This is a genomic window from Rickettsia honei RB (genome assembly GCF_000263055.1).
In the GTDB taxonomy this organism is placed as follows: Bacteria; Pseudomonadota; Alphaproteobacteria; order Rickettsiales; family Rickettsiaceae; genus Rickettsia; species Rickettsia rickettsii.
In genome coordinates, this window is record NZ_AJTT01000001.1 from 338,798 (window position 1) to 360,510 (window position 21,713).

The following is a 21,713-nucleotide window of genomic DNA, read 5'->3' on the forward strand; positions in this document are numbered from 1 at the left end:
TGTTGCTTCGATATGTTATAATATACTTATACATATAATCGTTTTCAATCATGATTTCTTCTTTATTTTTATGATTTGGTATATAGGCAATACCTTTTTTCATAATTGGATTTATTTTTCTAATCTGTATGGAATATAATACTTGGAATCAATCATATGTTAATTTAACAATAGAACCTTAGCCTATTTCTCTATGTGGAAACAAAGTTGAGTTTCTATATTGTGATATCAATATTATCTATATTAAAATATTAAACCCATATATAATGAGTATATTAAATATTGGTTTTTACAAATATCAAGGAAATGACATTAAAATTATTTACATGTTTATTTGTATATAGTTTTTATCATTGGCAATAATTGGTTATAATATTAGAAAATTAAATAAAAATTCTAATAAAATGGCTATTTAAATGAATAATGATATATTAAGTCCTTTTTTACATGGCATTGTTTTAGCTCTCGGTTTAATAGTGCCGCTCGGAGTACAGAATATTTTTATATTCAATCAAGGAGCAACACAGCCAAAGTTTAGCAAGGCTTTACCTAGCATAATTGCAGCCTCAATATGTGATACTATGCTTATATGTATGGCAGTGCTTGGGATATCTTTGTTAATTCTTGAAATTTCTTGGTTTAAATTATCTATATTTATTGTTGGATTTATTTTCTTAATTTATATGGGATATAATACTTGGAATCAGCCGCCTATTGATCTTACAATGAATTCCGGGGCTTTTTCAGCTCAAAAACAAATTTTATTTGCTATATCGGTGTCAATATTAAATCCGCATGCAATTATGGATACGATTATAGTAATAGGTATTAGTGCTTTAAAGTATAGCGGTATTGCAAAAATTATATTTACCTTAACTTGCATACTTATATCTTGGATATGGTTTTTTTCTTTAGCAGTTGCAGGTTATAATATTAGAAAGCTAAATAAAAGTAGTACGATTTTAACTATAATTAATAAAATAGCTGCTATTATTATTTGGGCAGTTGCTTTTTATATTGGAGTACAAATATTGTATGAAATCGGTTTTATTAACTAGACATATTGAAGAAAATAATGAAACTATAAAGGAAATAAGTAAATATAATTTAGATTTACGTGATATTCATTGTCCTTTAATTAAATATAAAACTCTAGATTTTAATATCGATATTTTAGATAATTACTCAAATATAATAATAACTAGTAAATATGCAGCAAGTATCTTAACCGGTCATAACTTAAAACAAGATATTTGGGTAGTAGGTAGTAAGTCAAAACGATTATTAGGCAAGAAAGTAATATATACTGCTAAAAACGTGGAAGATTTGATTAAGCATTTTCCTCCTGATTTATATGAGCAGACTATATATTTATCTTCAAATGAAATTACTAAAGATTTACCTAGCAAAATAGCTAGACATATCATTTATAATGTAGAATATTTGAATGAGCTGCCCGTATCTATTATAAAAGAATTTAAAAATAATATTGATTTTATATTACTTTATTCTCAAAATAGTGCTAGGACTTTAGTAAAATTATTACTGCAAAATAATTTACTAGAGTACTTACAAGATAGTTTAGTTGTAGCCATAAGTTTGAAAGTTGCAAATATAGTTAGACCTTTTATAAAAAATGTGGTTTATTGTGATGATCAAAACCTTAACGATATAATCAAGTTATTATCTGAAAATGCACAAATTCGATAGTTTATTTAAAAGCAAAAACATCTTTTTTATAGCAATAGTAATATTTGTCTTATCTTCTTTTACTCTTTATCATAATAGATCCGATATTTTAAAACTGTTTAAAAGTGAAAATAAGGATTTAAGCCAAATTCCTGATCAAGCAGTAGAAAATAAAGAAAATACTACCCTGGAAGAAAAGGAAGCAGCTCCTCTATTATCTACCACGTCGCTTTTAAATTACGTAAGTTCTTTAAAGTTTCCTGAAGCACCGACTAATTTAGTAGAACCAAAATTAGAAACTGTAGTCAATTCAGCTTCATTCGGATACAAGGAACAAGGAGCGAATAAGCCTATAACTAATAGGAGAGCGACGAGTGATGAGGTAGGCGTATGGGTATCACTTGACTATATTAATTACTTATTAAATGTAAATCTATTAGTATATAATTTCATGCAAGATAAGGATTATAGTAAAGAACTAAGAATAGTAAAATCCCGCCTACTGCCTCAAGATATAAGGAATATTTTAAATAACTTAGAAGCATATAATAATTATCTTTTTTCTAAATCAAGTAGTACGGAAGTAATTTTTCCTACCAACCATAAGTGGCTGGAGAAGTTTATCAAAATTGAAAAAAAACCTTCTGCTATGATGATAAAAGAACAAGATAAACCTCTAATTTTAGAGAACTTAAACTATCTAATCGATTGTCTTTATTCAGAAAAATTTATGCAGGAGTTTGTAAATAAAGATGTTTAGGTTATTATTAATATGTGCTACTTTTTTACTGCTTTATTTCGGGTTTACTTTTATAGAGAGCTTTGATTCAAAAGTTTTTATTAGTTTATATGATTATAATATAGAGACTACCTTGTTCTTTAGTCTTATTTTAGGCCTTTTATTACTAGTTTCTTGTTTTATTGTCATTAGATTTCTAATATTAATTATCGATTTACCATCTAAAATACATAATATTTTTAGTAAACGCAAAATTAATCATGATAGATATGCTTTAATTTTAGCTTTTGCCGAATATATTATGAATAATAAAGCTAAATCTGCTTCTATTGCGCGCAAAAATTTATCTTCTGAAGATCTAAAAGATTCACAAGAATTCCATAATTTAATTTTAGCCGTAACTGAAGAGGATGTAGATAGAAAAATTTCCTATTTTCAAAAACTTATTACATCTAAAGAATTTGTTTTTTACGGTAGCAAAAATCTAGCAAAACTTTATTATGATAAATCTTTTTATGAGAAAGCAGAAAATTACGCAACAAAGGCTTATAATTTCAATGAACTTGATATTGACAATTTAATTACTTTAATGCATTGTTATGCTAGACTTTCTCTATGGACGAAATTTATTTTTATAACGAATAAGCTCGCAAAATTTCATAAACATGAGTCTATGCCGGAAATTGCTGAGTATTATTTATTAGCAGCGAAGCAAGAAGTAGAAAGTAATAATACGGCTAATGCTATAGATTATTTGGCAACGGCTGTAGATTTAAATTTTTATAACGACGAATTACTAGAATTTTACTTTAATTTAAATAATAAGCTTAATGTTAATAAAAAGATCAAAATATTAAAAGATGCTTTTCGTATTATCCCTTCTTTAAAATTAGTGCAGCTATTTAAAAAATTTACTTCTCTATCAGATAGGCAAATTTATGAAGAATTAACTCAAGAGTTAGATGCTAAAAAAGATGAAATATTAATTTTAACAATAAAAGCTTATTTGGAATTGTAGACGTTGTGATATGGATTCTTTTATGTTATTCCCACGAGGTATTGTTGCGTGGATACCGAGTCGTCATTGCAAGCAGCCGTAGGCTGCGTGGTGATAAAAAAATTCTGTAAATCAGAATTTTACTGGATTGCTTCGTCAATTGCTACGCAATTTCCTCGCCATGACGACTTGGGTACCTGCAACAACGCCTGCTCGCAATGACGGATAAGCCGAACCACACAACAAAGAACTAATATAAAAATAATTTCTTTGAGTGCTTACTAATTTCTTCATTTACATTATTATTATGGTGATGATAATTAGATTGAATTGTTATTAAATAAGCATTTATTGCTTTAGAAAATTCTTCAGTTTTATAACGAAAGAAATGGTCAGCTCCATTGATAATTTTACAATCAACTTTAATATGGGATTGTTGCTTAGATAATCTATTTGCTAGGTCTTTTACATCATCTGCCGATACTATACTATCATTATCTCCCTGTAATATAAACCCTGGAATAGGACAAGGTGAGAGGAATGAGAAGTCATATTTATGAATTGTATTAACCGGCGGTGAAATAGCAATAAAATGATTTATTTCCGGACGTCGCATTACAAGTTGCATAGCTATCCATGCTCCGAAAGAAAATCCTAATATCAGATTAGACTGAGCATTTGGGTTATTCTGCTGTAACCAGTCGAGAGCTGCCCCCGCATCAACCACTTCACCGACTCCGTTATCAAATTTACCTTGTGATCCCCCTACTCCTCTAAAATTAATACGTAAGACGGTATAACCGTTATCTGCTAAAATCTTATAGGCATTATAAACTACTTTATTATTCATACTACCCTCATATAAAGGATGAGGATGAAGAACTAATGCAATAGGGGCGTTAGGCACGGTAGCTTTTGCATATCTTCCTTCAATTCGTCCTTCTGGACCGTTAAAATAAATTTGTGGCATAATTATTCATAATATTTAATTTGTTCGATATTATATTTTACCACTTTTTCTTATTAGTGCAACTATTCTGAATTAAAATATGAGTGTATTGACGCATGCCGCCATATATACTAAAATGTAGTCAAATCAGTTGGATGTAATTACAAGGAGCGAGAAGCGCAGCCTATAGATAATAGGAGAGCGACGAGAGACGATGTAAGTGAATTCAAATCATTTGACTATAGCGGATAATAATAACTGAATGGAGCTATATTATGAATACAGTAGATATTAGATTACGCGTTTCAGCAGATATAAAACTTGAAGCAGCAGAAATATTTAAGCAAATGGGGGTGACTATGTCAGAAGCCATGAGGATATTTTTCTAACTCAATGTATAAATAGCGGCGGTTTGCCTTTCAAACCACATATTAAGATTCCTAATGAAAAGACTATAAAAACTTTTGAGAATACAGATAAGCAAATTGGTTTAACTATCTCAAATAATACAAAAGAAATATTTAATAAGTTTAGGCACCTAATTTGATTACAAACGACTAAAAACCTTGTTGTACGACTTCTATGTCATTCCCGCGAAAGTGGGAGTCTAGAAAGGATCACCTTAATACCTAGTATAAAAATTACAGATTATTGACAAAATAAACCTAAAAAAACAAGTTTTTTATAGGTTTTACTGGATTCCCGGTTTCACGGGAATGACATATAAAGATTATCTAAGAAAATACTGCTCGCTCCACTGCATCTACGCTATGTTGCACTAAATCCTTAGCAATTTCTTTAGTAATCATCTTTTTTAGACCGTTTTTAAGTTCTTGTCTAACACATCCAAGCATTTGCGGTTCTGCTACAATAATCAATTCCTTATATTTAGCTTGATCAGCAGTAGTTACTTTCTCTAAATGTTTAATAACGCTCCTTGCTGCTTCTTTATGTGCTATATCTTTTAGCGAAGTATGTGGCTCAAATAACGAAGCCGGTGTAGATTTATTTTGGTAAAGGCTTTGTCTTTTTTCTCTATGGTGGTGATGCTCCTCTAAATCCAAAGATAATTTTAAAGGTGTATTAGTAGTAATTTTAACTCCTTGAGCTTCGTAAAGCATCATTTGCTTACTATCGATAACCGCAATTAATTTTAACGCTGTTGTCCTTACCATAAATACCTCCATAAGAACTAAGTTGTAATTTTATGATAATACTAATTATTTTTAAAACCTAATATTAATTTAATAATTTTTGCTTTTCACTGTTAATAATTTGCTCAACCTTGTCATTAAGTATACGTACGTCTGTTTGCTCTATTTCTTCTTTTTCTATTACACCTATAATCTTTATCTTTATAGTTCCAGGTTGCTTAAACCAAAAACCTCTAGGCCAAAATAAACCGGCATTATGAGCTATCATCACAATTGGAACTTTAGTAATTGAAGCAAGCTTTACGGCACTTGGTTTAAATTTTACCGTTCTATCAGGCGGAACTTTAGTTGATTCCGGAAATATTATTAACCATAATCCTTCTTTTATTTTTTCCTGACCTTCTCTTAAAATCTGAGCAACCGAGCTATTAGTACCACGGTCAACCGCAATAGGTTTAACCATCCGAAGTCCCCAACCAAGCAGGGGTATATTAAATAATTCACGCTTTAATACCCAAGAATGTTTAGGAATAATCAGTTGCATAAACATTTGATCCCAAAAGGATTGGTGATTAGACACGACGATTGAAATAGTCTTCGGTAATTTCTCAAGCCCCTCTACTTCATATTTTAAACCGCAACAAATTTTTGCAAGCCACACAAAAGCATAAGAAAAGATAATGGCAATTCTATATCTTATTTGATAGTTGACATTGAAAAATGTTACGGGTATGTAACATATAAGAAAAAAAATAAATGTAAATAACGATAATAATCCGTAAAATGATAAAATTCTTAAACGCCACAGCATAATTATTAAGATAATTATATTAATTAAAATGGTATTTATAACATAATTTTACAATGAGTAAAATAAAAAGGTATTAAATGAAAAAAACTGTTCTTTCCGGTGTGCAAGCAACCGGTTCTTTACATCTCGGTAACTATCTTGGTGCAATTAAAAACTGGGTTAAAATGCAGGAAGAATATAATTGTTTTTTCTTCTTAGCAGATTTGCATGCTATCACGGTTGATATTAAGCCATCAGAACTTAACAATTCAATTATGGAGGTGCTTGCTGTTTATTTAGCAGCAGGGCTTAACCCCGACAAAGTAACGATTTTTGCCCAAAGTATGGTGAAAAAGCATACTGAACTTGCTTGGCTACTAAATTGCGTTACACCGCTTGGATGGTTAAAGCGCATGACGCAATTTAAAGATAAAGCAGGTAGCGATCAAGAAAAGGCTTGTCTTGGGTTATTTTCCTATCCGGTACTTATGGCAGCGGATATCTTACTATATAAAGCCGATATAGTGCCTGTAGGTGAGGATCAGAAGCAGCATTTAGAGCTAACAAGAGATATTGCAGGGGTAATAAATAGAAAATTTAACAAAGAAATTCTAAAAGTTCCTGAGGTTTTAATTAGTGAAACAGGCACAAGAATCATGAGCTTACGGGATGGATTAAAGAAAATGAGTAAATCTGATATTTCGGATTTTTCCCGTATCAATTTAAAAGATGATAACGATCTTATTCATCAAAAAATAAAAAAAGCCAAAACCGATCATTTAAGTTTTGTTAGCTATGATCAAGAAACAAGACCGGAAATTAGTAATTTATTAGATATTTATAGCAGTTTATCCGAAGAAAGCTTGGAAAAAATAATCGGTAATTATCAAAACCAAGGTTTCGCAAAATTTAAAGAAGATTTGGCAGAAATTATTATTACAAATCTACAACCGATACGTGATAAATATTTAGAATTAATGAATGATAAAGAATATTTATTAAAAATACTGCACAAAGGAGCAGAAAAAGCAAGAATTAGAGCTTCTGAAACGGTTAATGAAGTGAAAGAACAATTCGGATTTGTAATTTAGATTCATATATTGCAAGATTTCCCTTGAAATATATAAGATTATTTGGTATGAATCTTCTTGGATAGGTGGCCGAGTGGTTTAAGGCACTAGTCTTGAAAACTGGCGTACGGTCAACCGTACCGTGGGTTCGAATCCCACCCTATCCGCCAGCTCAGTTTATAGTATTATACCCTTTTATTTGCGTTATAGTGCTTAGTATATTTATCTAGTAAAATCCTAATCATTTTTTGATAAGGCACATGTGCAGTTGCTGCTTCTGATTTAAAAAATTCTACGCTCTCTTTACTTAAAGAAATGGTTACTTTTACTGAATCATCTTTATCAGTGTATTTTATCTCTTGCTCATAAATTCTCTTGCCTTTACGCCAGTATCCTGCTCCAAAAATTCTTATATGATTACCTCGGAACATAAAACGGACTGTTAAATATTACCATCAACTTTACCTAAACAAAAATATCTTTTTTCTGTAACACTATGGTCTACATCTTGAAGGATTATCCTTTTAATATCTAGAAAAGCTTTTTGAGCTTCATAAAAGCTTACGTTATGCTACCAATATTAATTTTATTTTTTTCTTCATCCCATTCAAAAGAAGAATGCATTTTTAGCCTTTAATCGATTAATTTAATAATACTTAGCTCTATACTAAATGTCCATATATGTAATTTAAAATCACTATCTTTACTAAATTCTAATAGACCTTCTAAATAATTTTTTTGTATAGAAGAAGCAATTTTAACTTCAAATGCATCATTATTTTGAAATATAAAATCAACCTCATATCCTTCTTTAGTACGCCAATAAAATAATTCATCTCTTTTGTTGTTTAAATATTTATAAGCTATTAATTCTAAGAATACATAATGCTCAAAAGATTTACCAGCATCAAACCCTGTCATTTCCTGATATTCATATTTCCTTAGGTAATTTGCTAAGTGCGGTATCGAAAAGGTAAAATTTAGGCATTTCCGTAATAATTTGCCTTTTGCTAAGTGATCTATACGGATAAAGATGATATCCTAAATACATATCTTCTAATATTTCAAGATATGTTCTAACGGTTTTTGCATCAACACCGCAATCTCTTGCTATATTACTATAATTTATCATCTCATCGTTTGAAATGCCTATAATCTCTAGAAACCTTGCAAGTGCTTCGCGTTTTCTTAAATTTGCTTCACAAACTGTACTTCAGGTAAAATATAGTCATATAAATAGGACGCAAGATATTTATGAATCTTTTTTGATGCAATATAATGATCAGGTATTAGTCCATGATTAAAAATTTTATGCCAATCAAGCTCTTTTATCTCAGAATAGCATAGAGCAGCAAAAACATATATCTCCAAGCTCTTCTGCCAAGTAAATTGCTACCTGTTGATTTTAAGCGCCTAGTACTGGAACTGCAAAGGATAAATTGTAAAGATTTATTAGATTCTATTAAATGAACCTTATCTAACAGTAAGGGAATTTTTTGCACCTCATCAATAATAATAGTTGAGATGCCGTCTTTTGACTTAAACTCTTCTCTTAAACGTTCAGGATTTTGAAAGTAAACTTTATAGATATCAGCTTGTAATAAATCTATATATATCCGGAAAACGTTGTTTCAGATATGTTGACTTACCAGTTTTACGTGCTCCCCACAAAAAATAGGACTGTCCTTTTGGTAATTCTAAGTCTAAAAATCTTTGTATTGTCATGATAATATCTTGCAAATTTAGATATTTTAGGAGTATATTCCCTAAATATCTATTTATCTAGTTGATTTAAGAGGTTATCTGTAAATAAATTGTAATTAGCAAGTCAAGAGCTTTTTTAGCAAAAATTGATAAGATTTTTGATAGGGTGTTATTCATATTTCAAAAAAAATCTTATAATTTGCAGCAAAAAAGAATTAAATTATCGATTAGAATTTATTTACATATAGCTTCCAACATCATTTTAGCGGCTTTTATGCCTGCTTCTGTTGAAGTTTTTATATTGGTAGTTTCGGTATGGAAAGTTATTTTACTGCCGTCAAGGTTACCGAGCATAAAATTGGTTTGTATATTAGACATCTTCCCAAACTCTACTTCTAGGGGTAATTTGTACGTCAATCCGGTACTCGCATCTGTGCGATTGCTTTTGTACGCTGCGGTGGCAAGTGCTTCTGTGTTTCCTTCAAATACCTCCCTATAAGCGAGTTTGGAAAGATGTCTAGGATTTGCATCTAGATATTGTGAATAAGCAGCAATCGGGGTGCGGCAATTAGCATCTAGATACTCTAAAAATGCTCTTTCGGGTTTTATGAGTTCAAAAGTGGGAAGATGATTAATTTGGTTGCATATCTCAAGCATAGCATTATCATCTTTTCTAATCTCAACTGCAATGACTCCCTGCCCTATACACGGTAACATCTGTGAATACTCTATCAAATGGCAATACTCCGGATTAAATACCTCTAACCTTTTAAGACCTGTATATGCTAAAATTGTTGCGTCAACTTCGCCGGTCATTAGCTTTTTTATTCTTGAATCAACATTCCCTCTAAAAACCGTTACCTTTAAATCCGGTCTTATTTTTTGGATAAATGCTTTTCTTCGTACTGCCGAGCTACCTATTACGGCATTTTGCGGCAGCTCTTCTATAGATTTATATTTTAGACAAACAAAAACATCTCTGGGATCTTCACGCTCTAAAACAGCAGCTATTACTAGCGGTTCAGGTATTCTACCCGGTACATCTTTTAAAGAATGAACAGCTAAGTCAATTTTTTTATCAAGCAAGGCTTGCTCTATTTCCTTTAAAAATAAAGCTTTACCGCCTATATCGTATAATGGTTTATTTTGGATTAAATCCCCGCTAGTAATAATCGGCACTATTTCACAATTGATATCAGGAAAAAATTGTTTGATTTGCTGAATAACTAAATTAGTGTGTATTAAAGCAAGTGGACTTTTTCTTGTACCTATTCTGATATAATTTGTCATTTGTTTTCTACTATTTCAAAAGGGCTAGTAAAACTTAAAACATTACTGTTTATAATTACTTCATGATTCATAATAACTGGATGATCTACTTCTCCATGCCCTATTCCTGCTGCTTTATAAGTTCCAATATTTTGAATATGATTTAAACAAAAACTTTTTATAGCTTGTTCTACAAACTCATCCCCTTTAGTAAAATCACCAAAGATTATTGCCTTTATGCATTCAAATATACCGGTATTTTTTAATTGAACTAGATTACGATGTACGGCATAGGCTTTTTCATTAACGCCTTCAAGCAATAGAATTTTATTGTCACCCCCGTGAAAACGGGGATCCAGTATTATTTTTTCTGGATTCCCGCTTCTGCGGGAATGACATAAAGAAGCATAGGAATGAGAATGAATTTGCAAACCAGTACTAATCAATTTAGTTAAAACCGTTAAATTCCCGCCTGTTATTGTACCTGTTATATTTTCCTCACTAATTTTCTTTATAGGTATAAGTTGTATTTCACTCTTTTCTCCTTTAAGAACATTTATTATAGGCATAATATCCTGATTAGTAGACGGTAGTAACGAAGTTAACACTGAACCGTGAATAGTTGAGATATTATAATGGTTATTTAGTAATAAATGCAAAACGGTAATATCGCTATAGCCTATCAGGACTTTATCCCCTTTTTGTTCTATATTAAAACAATCTTCTACAAATTCACTGCATCCATATCCGCCACGAAAAGCCCAAATTATTTTAACCTGTTCATTTTCCATAGCTTCTTTAAACATTCTCAACCTTTCCTCTGTAGAAGCAACGAAAAAAGGCAATACATCACCTGAAAAAATCCTATCATCTACTAAAGTTTTAAAACCATGCAACGCTAGTATTTTAATAGCTTCCTTTAATTTATCTTGTGCATCTAGACAGCTTGACGCCGGTGCTGTAATTGATATAAAATCTCGTTGTTTATTAAAAATAATTTTTTTCATAATAATGTCATACCGTGGCCCTGCCACGGTATCCGGTAAAAATGTTAAAAAATGCGTGTTATAAGTTGTTTTTTGGATACCGTGGCGGGGCACGGTATGACAGCAAACAGTACTGTATTCCTGTGATCAACGGAATGACATTTTCAATTACAAAGACATCGTAAAAATAAAAGTAGTCTTTCCCTGTTTATGGTTTTCTGCCCAAATTTTTCCGGCGTGCAGTTCTATTACTTTCTTATATAATGCAAGTCCTACTCCTCTACCTCCTGCCGTACGTGTTTTAGAGCTTACGACAAATACACCGAATATACTCTGCAATTCCTCTTTCAGTACTCCTATTCCATCGTCTTTTATACTATAAAACAAGATATTATTTGCATGTGTAGATCAATTTTTATTATTCCCTCACTACAATAGCTGATAGCATTTATTATTAGATTATCGAATGTGTGTTTAATATAATGAGGATCACAGTTAAAATTGAAAAGAATATAATAATTATATTCTTTTCAATATCAGATACAAAATTTAAGATTTTGCCGTTTAGATATAATTTCTTACATATTTTAATCCTTTCATGTACCAATTCGCTTAAGTTTATATCTTTTTATTGAGTTCATCATTAAGACTGGATAATTTTGAAAAATCTAGAATATTATTTATCAAGCTATTTAATTTAATAGAGCTTTTAGCTATAATCTCTACTGCATTGCGACGCTGATCTTCATTAAATTTATCATAATTAGCCCATAAGGTTGCACCAAGGCTAATAATACCGGTTAGCGGCGTATTGATTTCATGGTTTATATTACGTAAGAACTCATGTTTCAAATCAAGTAACTTCTCTAATTCCTGCTCTCTATAATTAACTCTATTACCTAAAGGAGTATTTTTTAGGTTAACTAATTTTGCTTGCTCCTGCCTTGGTTTTAAGCATACTATTATAAAGGCTACTAAATAAGGTTAGGAATATACTACTTTGCATTGAAAACTATCTATGCTAATTAATAACTTCTCATCCATAAAATATTTATAAAGCTCTATACTAGCAAACGTAACGGTCATAAGTAGTAAAGTAGCTTGCCACCTGAATATCGTTGCAACTATAAGTAAGTTAATTATCGAACACATTAATTGCAGTTGATCAAAACTACTTGATATAACAAGTAAACTACCGATAATACAACGAAAATAGCCACAAACCAAGATAAAGATATAATATAATTCTTTTGAAACTTTAAAGACCATAAAGGATAAGTAATTAATATTGCAGCAGTTATAAGTGTGGTATGGTAAATAATATTATATATCTCCAAATGGTTCATTATTTTGCTACCTGATGTGGTATATAAAGATGAGAACATCGATATTAAAATAAATATACCGACATAACTATAAGTAATTTCTTGATTTGGTAGGGTACTTTCCCAATATTTAAAGATGTTAAAATTCTTAAGATCACGAAATAAAGTCAAACCTTTTCTGTCTCTCTCTTGCCTGATTATTTTAACGGTTAGCGGCTCTTTTAAAAAACTAAACCCTCCGGGTTGCTTTAAAATATAATGGCTTCCAAGGAAAAAGAGTAAATTTACAATAGTTGCGGGTAGTATTGGATAAATACCTAGAACTGCTCTTAAAGAAAATATTTGCCACAATATAATAGTTAATATTGCAGTAATCATACCGATAAAAAAACTTTTGGCACTTTGTACGGCTTCGGTAAAAGTAACCGATTTTACACCGCCAAAAGCAGAATAGCTTATTATTACAGTGGCAATACATAAATCTATGTAAAAATTTGAAATGTTAAAGAATAACTGTAATATTAAACTTGCTACGTAGAATTGCATGGCAATCCTACCTATAGACATTAATATACTAACTATCGACTTAAGAATACGAACTTTGTTACCATACGCCTCCCCTATTATTTCTGCTGCCGATAAGCTACCCAAAAAATTCTCAAAACGAGGAGCTATAAAGTCACTAATTAATAACCAACTAACAACGCTACCGAATATACTAGGTAATAAGTACAATAATCCGTCCGTATATATCATTGAATTATCGATTAAAAAAGTACTAGTACCGATCCAAGTAGCAATAAGAGTTGCGACTATTGTACCTGTAGAAAAATTCCTTGTTCCTATCGCATATTCGCAAATATTTTTGATATTTAGAAGTCCAACTAGCAAATTAATCGCTAAAAAGCTAGTAAAAATAAGGAGATCTATATTTGGCATAGAGTTAAGTTATAGGGATTTTCTATGCAAATAATAATAAAGATAAAAAAAGAAACAAACAATATTTTTGTGGAGTTAAAAAAGTATGTCATTCCTACGAATACACATGGGTGTCATAAGACTCGATTTCATTCCCGCGTAGGCGGGAATCCAGTACTTCAAAACTTTTTAAAAGATTTTTTTAAAGCTCGCTTTATGCTAAAATTCCTGCTTCTGCGGGCATGACATAAACGAGCCATGCAATAAGGCCGCTTTTAGCTAGGAATGACATACAAGACTCCTTTTTTTATTCATAAAGATTAAACTTCTACTGCCCTGACCTAATGATGCTACAGTATAATCGTTATTATACCAAGTTGTGTACTCATCAAGTGCATTATGACAATCATTGTCATCAACTATAGCTGTTTTTTTCTCTTCTCATACATCTGCTGCAGTTTTTATTACCTACCATCTTGATACTTGGATCAAACGGCGGCTTGTTTGCTTTATTTAATAATGCTTTTAGAGTTGGCAGTTTTGGGTTGCTAGCATTATACTTTTGAATTGTTTAAAAATAATCTATGGCTAGGAGTAGCTGCATCTTGAGTACACTGAAGATTTACATTACCGCCATTTTTTATTAAAGTTTCTACGATTTTAGTAGCGTTATAATCGCTATACCAATCAAGTGGTGTTTTACCACTCTTATCATAGAAATTTACATCAGGTTTTGTATGCGTATTTTTATGCATTTTTCTAAGAATTCGGCTCCAAATTCACCGAACCATGCTATTGCATTAGAATTCAATTGATCCATAATGTTAGGATTAAATCCTTACTGTTTTACTATTTTTTCTATTATAGGCTCAGCTAAAGATTTCAGTTCTTTAAAATTGTTGATTAACAATGTTTTTTCTTGACCGGATGCTTTTGCAATATCTTGTTTAATAGACCATATTATATTACCAAGCGTAGCAATCATATTATTACCGCCGGTAGAATTTTCAAGGTTACAATTTCCTAATGTTTTTTCTACTAATTCCTTTACATTCATTATTAAAGTTTTAAAACCTGCTTGAGCTAAATATTTATGACCGTTATCGGACATTTTAGATATTGTATTTTGTATTTGTAAAGTACCGGTAGCTAATAAATTTAATATATTATTTGCTTCAAGCGAAGGATTAACACCAAATTTAACTAGATTCTCAATTATTTTATAATATTTAATTTGAGTTTGAAATAAACTTATATTTTGATTACTCGGATTATTTAGTAATAAGCTGATATTTATTGTAGAATATAAAGCAATATGATTATCTTGACCAAGATCATTAATAATCTAAACCTAATTGTGTAAATTTTTCAATTTGTATCTTACGGAAATCATCAGAAATATGCGACTCCATAGCAACACGGGAAAAATTATGAATTTGTGCTTTCTCAGTTGAAACAAATTTTGCCATAAGTGCAGGGTTATGATGAAATACATCAATAACATTGGAGCTATTACTCCAAATACCCCATTCAAGTATAGTATTACCGTTTGTATCTTTCTTATCCCAATTAGTGTCAGGGATGAGGATCATTTTGTTTAATATCTATACAGCAATATTTTCTAAAACATTTTTAACATTCTGATCTTATTGTTGAGGTATTAAACTACAAAGAGCTTCAAAAATATTAAGTTTGTTGTTAACATTAGTTCTGTTTAATATAGCCGGTATTAATTGTATGTTTCCTGAAGTTAATAATTGAAAAGGTGTATACATAAAAGTCTCCAATTTATATTAATTTTAAAATACCATGAAATATGGTTTGTGTCTTTTGTAGCTTTTGTACCTATTTATAATTATAATAATACATGGAAACTTGATAAATGTCAAGTAATTATTAAAAAAATTAACTATTATTTAATACCAAGGTGCGAGAGATAAGTTGATTTTAATCCCTTTAACGGTAACATCAGCTTCTTTATCGGCAAGATATTTTTCTTCTCTGATTAATGCGATTGCTTTATTGTGATAACTTGAGCATATTACGCCGATTTTATTGTTATCTGCGAGTATTTCTTCATCTTTAACTAATGAAGATAAATCTTCATCTGCTGTAATTTTATATATCTTTCTTCTTATAACTCCTTGATATTTAGCCCTTGAAATCACTTCCTGCCCGACATAACAACCTTTATCAAAACTAATTGCATTTAACTCCTCAGCACCATACATACTTGGAATAGATTTATCTGTGATTAAATCTTCCACACCATCTATTATTGCAAAATTATATTTATCTTCTAGGTATATTGGATTCCCGTTTTCGCGGGGAGATGTTGTTGAGGGGGGCGGTTCCCCCTCTGTCACCCTGTGGCTTGACCACGGGGTCCAGTCTTTTTTAATTATTGTCTGGATACCGCACAGCGGTATGACATCGAGCTTATTTATTGAGCGGAAACCAAGCTTAGCATAACGAGGATCACGAACCGTAATTAGCGAGTCTATATCTAATTTTTGAAGTGAGTAGATAACTTTATATTCGTTACTACAATCTATTACTTGTATTTTTGAGCGAAATTTATAGAAGTTTAAATACTCTATCAAAGCAGCTTTATTACTTTTATCAATATCAAGGTAAATTTCCTCAGGGTTATGAACATACACGAAAAAATCAAATAAATATCTTCCTTGATTATTAACCAAATAAGTATAGCAATAATTATAGTCAATTGATTTGGACTCGCCTACTGCGTTACTCGTCGTCTCGCCTATTATTATAGGCTTCGCTCCTCGCTCCTTGTATCCGAATTCAAATGAATTGACTATACTCTTACAAATATCGTTAGTAATGAGATTTTGTAGGAACTTTACGGAATCGAAACCTATTATTTTGATAACTTCTCTATTACTTAATATTTCATACATAATTATAATATTATTGACTTTATAGGTTCCTAACTACTATACTCTAAATTTATATAAATTAAACTTAATAATCATGAGATGTTCATCTTACTGTACTTCTTCCGAATATAAGATGAGTGATCTAGTTACTAATTTAAAAAAGATTGGTCTTGAACCTCAACATTTTGATGATGTTTTATATATTCGGAAAGAGATAAATAAAGATTCTGATTTTATAGAGATATTTTTCTTTCCGTTTGGTTGTGTAACTATTTGGGGCGGTGATGAAATTCAAGAAAAAATAGTTTTAAGCGATACTGATTTAGTACCAGTAAATAAGCTTAAAGAGCCGGTATCCGATTATATTTATTTTGAATATAATACGGAAGTCAAGAAAACATTTATTGATGAAGAAAAAAATAAAATAATCTTAGCAAATAAATCAGTTTTTGTTAAACTTTCTATTTCCCATGCTCTTGCACAATCGGTTAAACTTAGCGTTCTTGAGCAATCTGTTAGTAACTTGATTGTTCAGACAACCCCTATACAACAGGAACTAGCTAGAACCGGTAGCGTATCGCTTTCTAAAAAGGAGATATTACAGCAAATAGGTATATTATTTAACGAGCGTTATTCAATCAGTTTGCATAGCGATATATTCGATACTCCAGAATTTTTTTGGCGTCGTCCGAGTTATGAGCCTCTATATCTCATGACAGCAGAGTTTCAAGACATAGAAATACGGCAAAATATAATGAATCATCGTCTTAATATGATTCACGAGCTTTTAAACATTCTTTCAAACGATCTTAATTATAAACATTCCACCAAACTTGAGTGGATTATTATTATTTTAATCGGTCTTGAAGTGGTTCTGTCGTTATCTCATACTAATCTTTTCTTAAAAATTATCGGAGCTTTATAAATAGCTTCTATGCAAATTATCGATAATCAAAAAACATTAGAAGAATTTTGTGACCGGTTAGCAAATAAGGCATGCTTAAGCATAGATACGGAATTTGAGCGTCGCTATACTTATTATGCTCAGCTTAGTATAATTCAAGTTAAAGCAGAAGAATATTGCGGAATAATTGATGCATTAAGCAATTTAGATCTGAATATTTTTAATAAGCTGCTTGCAGATAATAATATTACTAAAATATTTCATGCTCCTCGTGAAGATTTAGAGATTTTCTATAATTTATTTAAAACACTACCTGCTAATGTTTTTGATATACAAATTGCAGCAAATATTTGCGGATTCGGTAAACAGCTAAGCTATGATGACCTTTGCTATAAGCTAATCGGTATTACTATCGATAAAACCCACCAAAAATCTAACTGGCTAAAACGCCCTATTACTAGTGATATGTTAAATTATGCAATGTTAGACGTGGAGTATTTGTATAAGATATATAAAGAGTTAAATAATATAATGGTTAGAAATAATTTAACTAATAAATATCAAACTACTCTTAGTGCTTTATTAGATGTTAGAAATTATAAGGTTGAGCCGCAAGATGCTTGGAAAAAAATAAAATATGGAAGTGATGATAAGAGTTTTAATCACAAAATTCAAATGCTTGCAGCTTATCGTGAAGAGAATGCACAAACTATAAATATTCCTCGTAAGCATTTTATTTTAGATGAAGATTTAATAAAGCTTAGTAAATACCCGCCATTGAATCACAAGGATTTTAAAAATCTAAATTTAAAAAGCAAATATTTACACAAACAAAAATATACAGATGAAATAATAAGTTTGTGTAATAACTTAAACTTGTAGCCTATTATGAATAGAAAAAAATTAGCCAACTAATGTAACTTGTATCTCACTATCTTGTACTACTTTGACATATTCGTTGTATACATCATCAGGCAAGTTACTAAATGCCTGGGCTATGATAAGTGTTCCTACTCCTACTAATGCTAATTGAAAGCAAATATCTCCAGTCTGAGTATCGCCGGATATTTGTCCTGTTTCTAGCCAATCTCCAACTGCTTGTGCAAAAAAAGCAAAAGGTACACCGATCAATACGACAATTTTCTTTATTATATCAACCATTTTACCCTAAGTTGATTTTTATAATAATATATAAATCAATATTTTATACAATAAAAAGTTAAGGTTATTATACCGAAATCATAAATTTAAGCTTACGATCATGAGATTCAATCAGAAAATTATCTATTAATTGTTCTTTTAAACAAACTCCGGCGGTTAATATATTTCGGTTATTATTAAGATATCGGTCAAAATGTCCTTGGCCGTATCCAAGTCTATAACCCTCCTTACTAAACGCAAGTCCTGGGATAATAACTAACTCAGGAATAAAAAAATCATTATTTATAGGTTCATAGGTTTTAAAAGCCCCTAAAGCCAATTGATCGTTATAATGATAAGAACAATATTTTATCTCATTTTTTATGATTTTCGGTAGGAAGAATCTTATTTCAGGATGTAAGTTTGTTATTTCAAGTAAGTTAATTTCGTATTTTAGAGGAAAGTAAAGTCCTACTGTCTTTACTTTTAACTCCTGTAATAACCGGCTAATTTTATTGATTAGAGAGTTTTTGACTAAATCGGAATTAATCTTATCTTGGTTTTTTATTAAAAATTCTTTGAAATAAAGACGCAGCTCTTGTTTGGTCATAAATATCCTTAAATTCGTCATTGCGAGCGACTGAAGGCCTTGTGGTATGGCTCGCTTCATCTCTGTCATCCCACGACTTGTTCGTGGGATCTAGTTAAAAATACTAATATTATTAGTATTTTGAGTGGTTTTACTGGATACCGTGGTCAAGCCACGGTATGACACCGAACTGGTTTTTCAAGCCATGCAACAACGCCGTGACTGCAAGGAACGTGGCAATCTCATAAAGCAGAACGCTTGAGATTGCTTCGTCAAAACTTACAGTTTTTCCTTGCAATGAAGTAGAAATATATCACATATTAATAGTCCTCTTATCTACACTAAGTGCTGCCTCTTTTATAGCCTCGCTTAAAGTTGGGTGAGCGTGGCAGGTTCTTGCTATATCTTCTGAAGCTGCTCCGAATTCCATATAAGCCGTAAGCACGGCAATTAATGTACCTGCATCAGCTCCTATAATATGAGCTCCTAAAACCCTATCGGTTTTACTATCGGCAAGGATCTTAACCATACCTTCCGTACTACCGATTGCTCTTGCTCTACTATTTGCTAAAAACGGAAACTTACCGACTTTATAATTAATGCCTTTTTCTTTTAGCTGTTCTTCCGTTTCACCGACGCTTGCTACTTCAGGATAAGTATATATTACGCTTGGAATTAAGTTATAGTTAACATGTCCTGCCTGCCCTGCCATAATTTCTACGGCAGCTACAGCCTCTTCCTCGGCTTTATGAGCAAGCATAGCTCCTTTTACCACATCACCGACTGCATAAATATTTGAAATTGCTGTTTGGAACCGATCATTAATCTCAATGCTACCTTGCTTATCCGTAATAATACCGACAGACTCAAGCCCTAGATTTTGCGTATAGGCTTTTCTGCCTACCGCCATCAACACAACATCGCTTGTTACTACTGAACTCTTACCGTCCTCCTCTATTGTCAGATTTACTTTTCCTGACTTTACTTCAGCAGATAGCACTTTAGTATTCAGTTTAAACTCTATACCTTGTTTTTGCTGTAGTGTCATAAATTGTGTAGCAATTTCTTTATCAAGCATAGGTACAATGCTCGGTGCATACTCAATAACCGTTACTTTAGCTCCCAAACGACGCCAAACTGAACCAAGTTCTAAGCCTATATACCCTCCGCCGACTACTATTAAGTTCTCAGGTACTTTAGAAAGTTTCAAAGCACCGGTAGATGAAACAATAAATTCTTCATCTATTTTGATATTCGGTATTTCTATGACGCTGGAACCTGTAGTAATTAGGATATTTTTGGCTTTAATTTGCTCTTTATTTACTTCAACGATATTACTAGAGCTAATTTTAGCTTCACCTTTTATCCTAGTAACTTTGTTTTTGGCAAAGAGACTTTCTATACCTTTTGTGAGATCAAGAACTACTTTATCTTTATTAGCTAGCATTTTTTGTAAGTCTAGTTTTACATCCGCAGTAATACCTATATTCTCAAAATGTTTTAGAGCTGCTTCATATTTTTCGGAAGAATTAAGTAAAGCTTTCGATGGTATGCATCCTATATTTAAACAAGTGCCGCCAAGAGTATCGCTTTTCTCAATACATGCTACTTTCATACCAAGTTGAGCAGCCCTAATACTGCCTGTATAACCGGCTGGACCGCTACCTATTACCACTAAATCAAATTCTTGCATATTTGTTTTACCTTAATAAATTGTTGGCTCGTCATTGCAAGCAGCCATAGGCTGCGTGGCAATCTTGTCAAATATCCTGAGATTGCTTTGTCAATTACTTACATAATTTCCTCACAATGATGTAATACTGCTAAAATACACCACTATCACCTTTATAACAACTTTAATCTTATACTATTCTTATTTGGTGAAGCAATAAAACTAATTAAATTAATATTATCTTCAAAGCCGTTTGTATAATTTTGTAGTAAAGAAAACATCTTTTTAGAAATAGCATAATTATGACTAGCACTGAGTGAATTTGCCTCACCTATATTTTTTATTTCTCTCATTAAAGCTAAAGGATTATCAAATTTTAGCTCTATATTTTCATAGTCAACAATTACTTCGGCAAATCTTGCTTGCGAAAATAAAATCGGAACATGATCAAAATGAATAAAAGGAGCAATATGAGGAGAGTGTTTAAAATCACTTGCTATTTCGGCATCTATTAAGGATTTACGTAAATTCTTTAAGCTATTTCCTCCGACAAAATTACCGATAAAAATACCGTCAGACTTTAAAAATATTCTTATATTAGATAAAAAGCGTTGTACATCATTTATCCAGTGTAACCCTAATGAATAAATAATTAAATCAAAAGAGTCTTTTGGCAATGCTAAATCTTCATCATCGATTAATAATTTATGATTATGCTCAAAAGAATCAAGCAATAAAGGCGACATATCTGTTACGGTAATATCGGCACTGCGATAAGCATTTTTTAGTAAGCTCGTAAGATAACCGCATTTAGCCGATATTTCTAAAATATCCGAAAAATCCTTATCAATCATCCCTAATCGACTTATTATATCATTAGCTGCATGCTTAATAAATAAGCTGTTACTTATCGCC

Annotated in this window: 27 protein-coding genes, 1 tRNA gene and 2 pseudogenes; 10 read left to right on the forward strand and 20 right to left on the reverse strand. The window is 31.3% G+C overall.

The features are described from left to right. The first annotated feature begins 416 nt into the window (after window positions 1–416). From WSW_RS0102010 to WSW_RS0102025, 4 genes are read left to right on the forward strand one after another with little or no spacing between them, the layout of a single operon-like run. The gene (locus tag WSW_RS0102010; protein WP_016916875.1) at window positions 417–1,058 is read left to right on the forward strand and encodes a LysE/ArgO family amino acid transporter; all 642 of its coding nucleotides are present in this window, start codon (window positions 417–419) and stop codon (window positions 1,056–1,058) included. Beyond that, window positions 1,036–1,710 carry a uroporphyrinogen-III synthase gene (locus WSW_RS0102015; RefSeq protein WP_016916876.1) on the forward strand — a complete coding sequence of 225 codons (675 nt, stop codon included), beginning with the start codon at window positions 1,036–1,038 and terminating at the stop codon, window positions 1,708–1,710. Before WSW_RS0102010 ends, WSW_RS0102015 begins: the two co-directional genes overlap by 23 nt. Then, on the forward strand, window positions 1,694–2,449 hold the full coding sequence (locus WSW_RS0102020) for a palindromic element RPE2 domain-containing protein (RefSeq protein WP_016916877.1): 756 nt from the start codon (window positions 1,694–1,696) through the stop codon (window positions 2,447–2,449). Before WSW_RS0102015 ends, WSW_RS0102020 begins: the two co-directional genes overlap by 17 nt. Continuing rightward, the gene (locus WSW_RS0102025; RefSeq protein ID WP_016916878.1) at window positions 2,442–3,446 is read left to right on the forward strand and encodes a tetratricopeptide repeat protein; all 1,005 of its coding nucleotides are present in this window, start codon (window positions 2,442–2,444) and stop codon (window positions 3,444–3,446) included. Before WSW_RS0102020 ends, WSW_RS0102025 begins: the two co-directional genes overlap by 8 nt. A 229-nt stretch (window positions 3,447–3,675) precedes the next feature. Here the strand turns inward: WSW_RS0102025 and WSW_RS0102030 are convergent, their stop codons facing one another. Beyond that, entirely contained in the window at window positions 3,676–4,395 is a 720-nt protein-coding gene (locus tag WSW_RS0102030; protein WP_016916879.1) for an alpha/beta hydrolase, read from the reverse strand. Between the two features lie 254 nt (window positions 4,396–4,649). On the opposite strand from WSW_RS0102030, the gene WSW_RS1000000113525 reads away from it, so the two are divergent. Together WSW_RS1000000113525 and WSW_RS1000000110320 are read left to right on the forward strand one after the other, a co-directional pair. Beyond that, window positions 4,650–4,763 (forward strand): type II toxin-antitoxin system RelB/DinJ family antitoxin, encoded by a 114-nt coding sequence (locus WSW_RS1000000113525; protein WP_016916880.1) that lies wholly within the window; start codon window positions 4,650–4,652, stop codon window positions 4,761–4,763. Window positions 4,764–4,786: 23 nt separating this feature from the next. Beyond that, window positions 4,787–4,921 carry a damage-inducible protein J gene (locus tag WSW_RS1000000110320; RefSeq protein WP_083832898.1) on the forward strand — a complete coding sequence of 45 codons (135 nt, stop codon included), beginning with the start codon at window positions 4,787–4,789 and terminating at the stop codon, window positions 4,919–4,921. A 187-nt stretch (window positions 4,922–5,108) separates the two neighbouring features. Here the strand turns inward: WSW_RS1000000110320 and WSW_RS0102040 are convergent, their stop codons facing one another. Further along, on the reverse strand, window positions 5,109–5,549 hold the full coding sequence (locus WSW_RS0102040; protein ID WP_029374944.1) for a host attachment protein: 441 nt from the start codon (window positions 5,547–5,549) through the stop codon (window positions 5,109–5,111). Window positions 5,550–5,613: 64 nt separating this feature from the next. After that, complete coding sequence (locus tag WSW_RS0102045; RefSeq protein ID WP_016916882.1) at window positions 5,614–6,339, reverse strand: lysophospholipid acyltransferase family protein; 726 nt, start codon at window positions 6,337–6,339, stop codon at window positions 5,614–5,616. 77 nt (window positions 6,340–6,416) lie between these two features. On the opposite strand from WSW_RS0102045, the gene trpS reads away from it, so the two are divergent. Both trpS and WSW_RS0102055 read left to right on the forward strand, forming a co-directional pair. After that, window positions 6,417–7,409 (forward strand): tryptophan--tRNA ligase, encoded by a 993-nt coding sequence (trpS, locus tag WSW_RS0102050; protein ID WP_016916883.1) that lies wholly within the window; start codon window positions 6,417–6,419, stop codon window positions 7,407–7,409. Window positions 7,410–7,468: 59 nt separating this feature from the next. After that, a tRNA-Ser gene (locus WSW_RS0102055) sits at window positions 7,469–7,558 on the forward strand. 15 nt (window positions 7,559–7,573) lie between these two features. Here the strand turns inward: WSW_RS0102055 and WSW_RS1000000111915 are convergent. The 13 genes and pseudogenes from WSW_RS1000000111915 to ygfZ all read right to left on the reverse strand — a co-directional run bounded on the left by WSW_RS1000000111915 (window position 7,574) and on the right by ygfZ (window position 16,514). Then, on the reverse strand, window positions 7,574–7,819 hold the full coding sequence (locus tag WSW_RS1000000111915) for a hypothetical protein (RefSeq protein WP_029374945.1): 246 nt from the start codon (window positions 7,817–7,819) through the stop codon (window positions 7,574–7,576). Window positions 7,820–8,021: 202 nt separating this feature from the next. After that, window positions 8,022–8,309, reverse strand: a complete 288-nt coding sequence (locus WSW_RS0102065; RefSeq protein WP_016916884.1) for a DUF4143 domain-containing protein — start codon at window positions 8,307–8,309, stop codon at window positions 8,022–8,024. Between the two features lie 10 nt (window positions 8,310–8,319). Then, on the reverse strand, window positions 8,320–8,535 hold the full coding sequence (locus WSW_RS0102070; protein WP_377184049.1) for a DUF4143 domain-containing protein: 216 nt from the start codon (window positions 8,533–8,535) through the stop codon (window positions 8,320–8,322). Window positions 8,536–8,576: 41 nt separating this feature from the next. After that, window positions 8,577–8,759 (reverse strand): hypothetical protein, encoded by a 183-nt coding sequence (locus WSW_RS1000000112765; RefSeq protein ID WP_014419836.1) that lies wholly within the window; start codon window positions 8,757–8,759, stop codon window positions 8,577–8,579. Further along, window positions 8,717–9,004, reverse strand: coding sequence for an AAA family ATPase (locus tag WSW_RS1000000110330; protein WP_338000711.1), 288 nt, complete (start codon window positions 9,002–9,004; stop codon window positions 8,717–8,719). The genes WSW_RS1000000112765 and WSW_RS1000000110330 overlap by 43 nt, the downstream gene beginning before the upstream one ends. A gap of 322 nt (window positions 9,005–9,326) precedes the next feature. After that, entirely contained in the window at window positions 9,327–10,382 is a 1,056-nt protein-coding gene (gene hemC / locus WSW_RS0102080; protein WP_016916885.1) for a hydroxymethylbilane synthase, read from the reverse strand. Beyond that, a complete protein-coding gene (locus WSW_RS0102085) occupies window positions 10,379–11,368 on the reverse strand; it encodes an LD-carboxypeptidase (RefSeq protein WP_016916886.1) in 990 nt (329 codons plus the stop codon). Before WSW_RS0102085 ends, hemC begins: the two co-directional genes overlap by 4 nt. Before the next feature lie 147 nt (window positions 11,369–11,515). Beyond that, window positions 11,516–13,611: pseudogene (locus WSW_RS1000000113825) on the reverse strand (sodium:solute symporter family transporter). A 533-nt stretch (window positions 13,612–14,144) separates the two neighbouring features. Then, a complete protein-coding gene (locus WSW_RS1000000112775; protein WP_016916889.1) occupies window positions 14,145–14,345 on the reverse strand; it encodes a hypothetical protein in 201 nt (66 codons plus the stop codon). A gap of 83 nt (window positions 14,346–14,428) precedes the next feature. Beyond that, window positions 14,429–14,701, reverse strand: coding sequence for a hypothetical protein (locus WSW_RS1000000112780; protein WP_016916890.1), 273 nt, complete (start codon window positions 14,699–14,701; stop codon window positions 14,429–14,431). 140 nt (window positions 14,702–14,841) lie between these two features. Next, window positions 14,842–15,182: pseudogene (locus WSW_RS1000000109175) on the reverse strand (hypothetical protein). A gap of 54 nt (window positions 15,183–15,236) precedes the next feature. Further along, window positions 15,237–15,365 (reverse strand): hypothetical protein, encoded by a 129-nt coding sequence (locus tag WSW_RS1000000113530; RefSeq protein ID WP_014273554.1) that lies wholly within the window; start codon window positions 15,363–15,365, stop codon window positions 15,237–15,239. A 141-nt stretch (window positions 15,366–15,506) separates the two neighbouring features. Continuing rightward, complete coding sequence (gene ygfZ, locus WSW_RS0102125; protein ID WP_016916891.1) at window positions 15,507–16,514, reverse strand: CAF17-like 4Fe-4S cluster assembly/insertion protein YgfZ; 1,008 nt, start codon at window positions 16,512–16,514, stop codon at window positions 15,507–15,509. A gap of 112 nt (window positions 16,515–16,626) precedes the next feature. On the opposite strand from ygfZ, the gene WSW_RS0102130 reads away from it, so the two are divergent. Together WSW_RS0102130 and WSW_RS0102135 are read left to right on the forward strand one after the other, a co-directional pair. After that, the gene (locus WSW_RS0102130) at window positions 16,627–17,418 is read left to right on the forward strand and encodes an RMD1 family protein (RefSeq protein WP_016916892.1); all 792 of its coding nucleotides are present in this window, start codon (window positions 16,627–16,629) and stop codon (window positions 17,416–17,418) included. Window positions 17,419–17,427: 9 nt separating this feature from the next. Further along, window positions 17,428–18,279 carry a ribonuclease D gene (locus WSW_RS0102135; RefSeq protein ID WP_016916893.1) on the forward strand — a complete coding sequence of 284 codons (852 nt, stop codon included), beginning with the start codon at window positions 17,428–17,430 and terminating at the stop codon, window positions 18,277–18,279. Window positions 18,280–18,300: 21 nt separating this feature from the next. On the opposite strand, the gene WSW_RS0102140 is transcribed toward WSW_RS0102135, so the two are convergent. The 4 genes from WSW_RS0102140 to WSW_RS0102155 all read right to left on the reverse strand — a co-directional run bounded on the left by WSW_RS0102140 (window position 18,301) and on the right by WSW_RS0102155 (window position 21,691). Then, window positions 18,301–18,558 (reverse strand): hypothetical protein, encoded by a 258-nt coding sequence (locus WSW_RS0102140; protein ID WP_016916894.1) that lies wholly within the window; start codon window positions 18,556–18,558, stop codon window positions 18,301–18,303. 67 nt (window positions 18,559–18,625) lie between these two features. After that, window positions 18,626–19,147, reverse strand: coding sequence for a 5-formyltetrahydrofolate cyclo-ligase (locus WSW_RS0102145; protein WP_012150945.1), 522 nt, complete (start codon window positions 19,145–19,147; stop codon window positions 18,626–18,628). A 292-nt stretch (window positions 19,148–19,439) separates the two neighbouring features. After that, entirely contained in the window at window positions 19,440–20,819 is a 1,380-nt protein-coding gene (lpdA, locus tag WSW_RS0102150) for a dihydrolipoyl dehydrogenase (protein WP_016916895.1), read from the reverse strand. A gap of 152 nt (window positions 20,820–20,971) precedes the next feature. Continuing rightward, complete coding sequence (locus WSW_RS0102155; RefSeq protein ID WP_274378107.1) at window positions 20,972–21,691, reverse strand: methyltransferase domain-containing protein; 720 nt, start codon at window positions 21,689–21,691, stop codon at window positions 20,972–20,974. Window positions 21,692–21,713 lie beyond the last annotated feature (22 nt).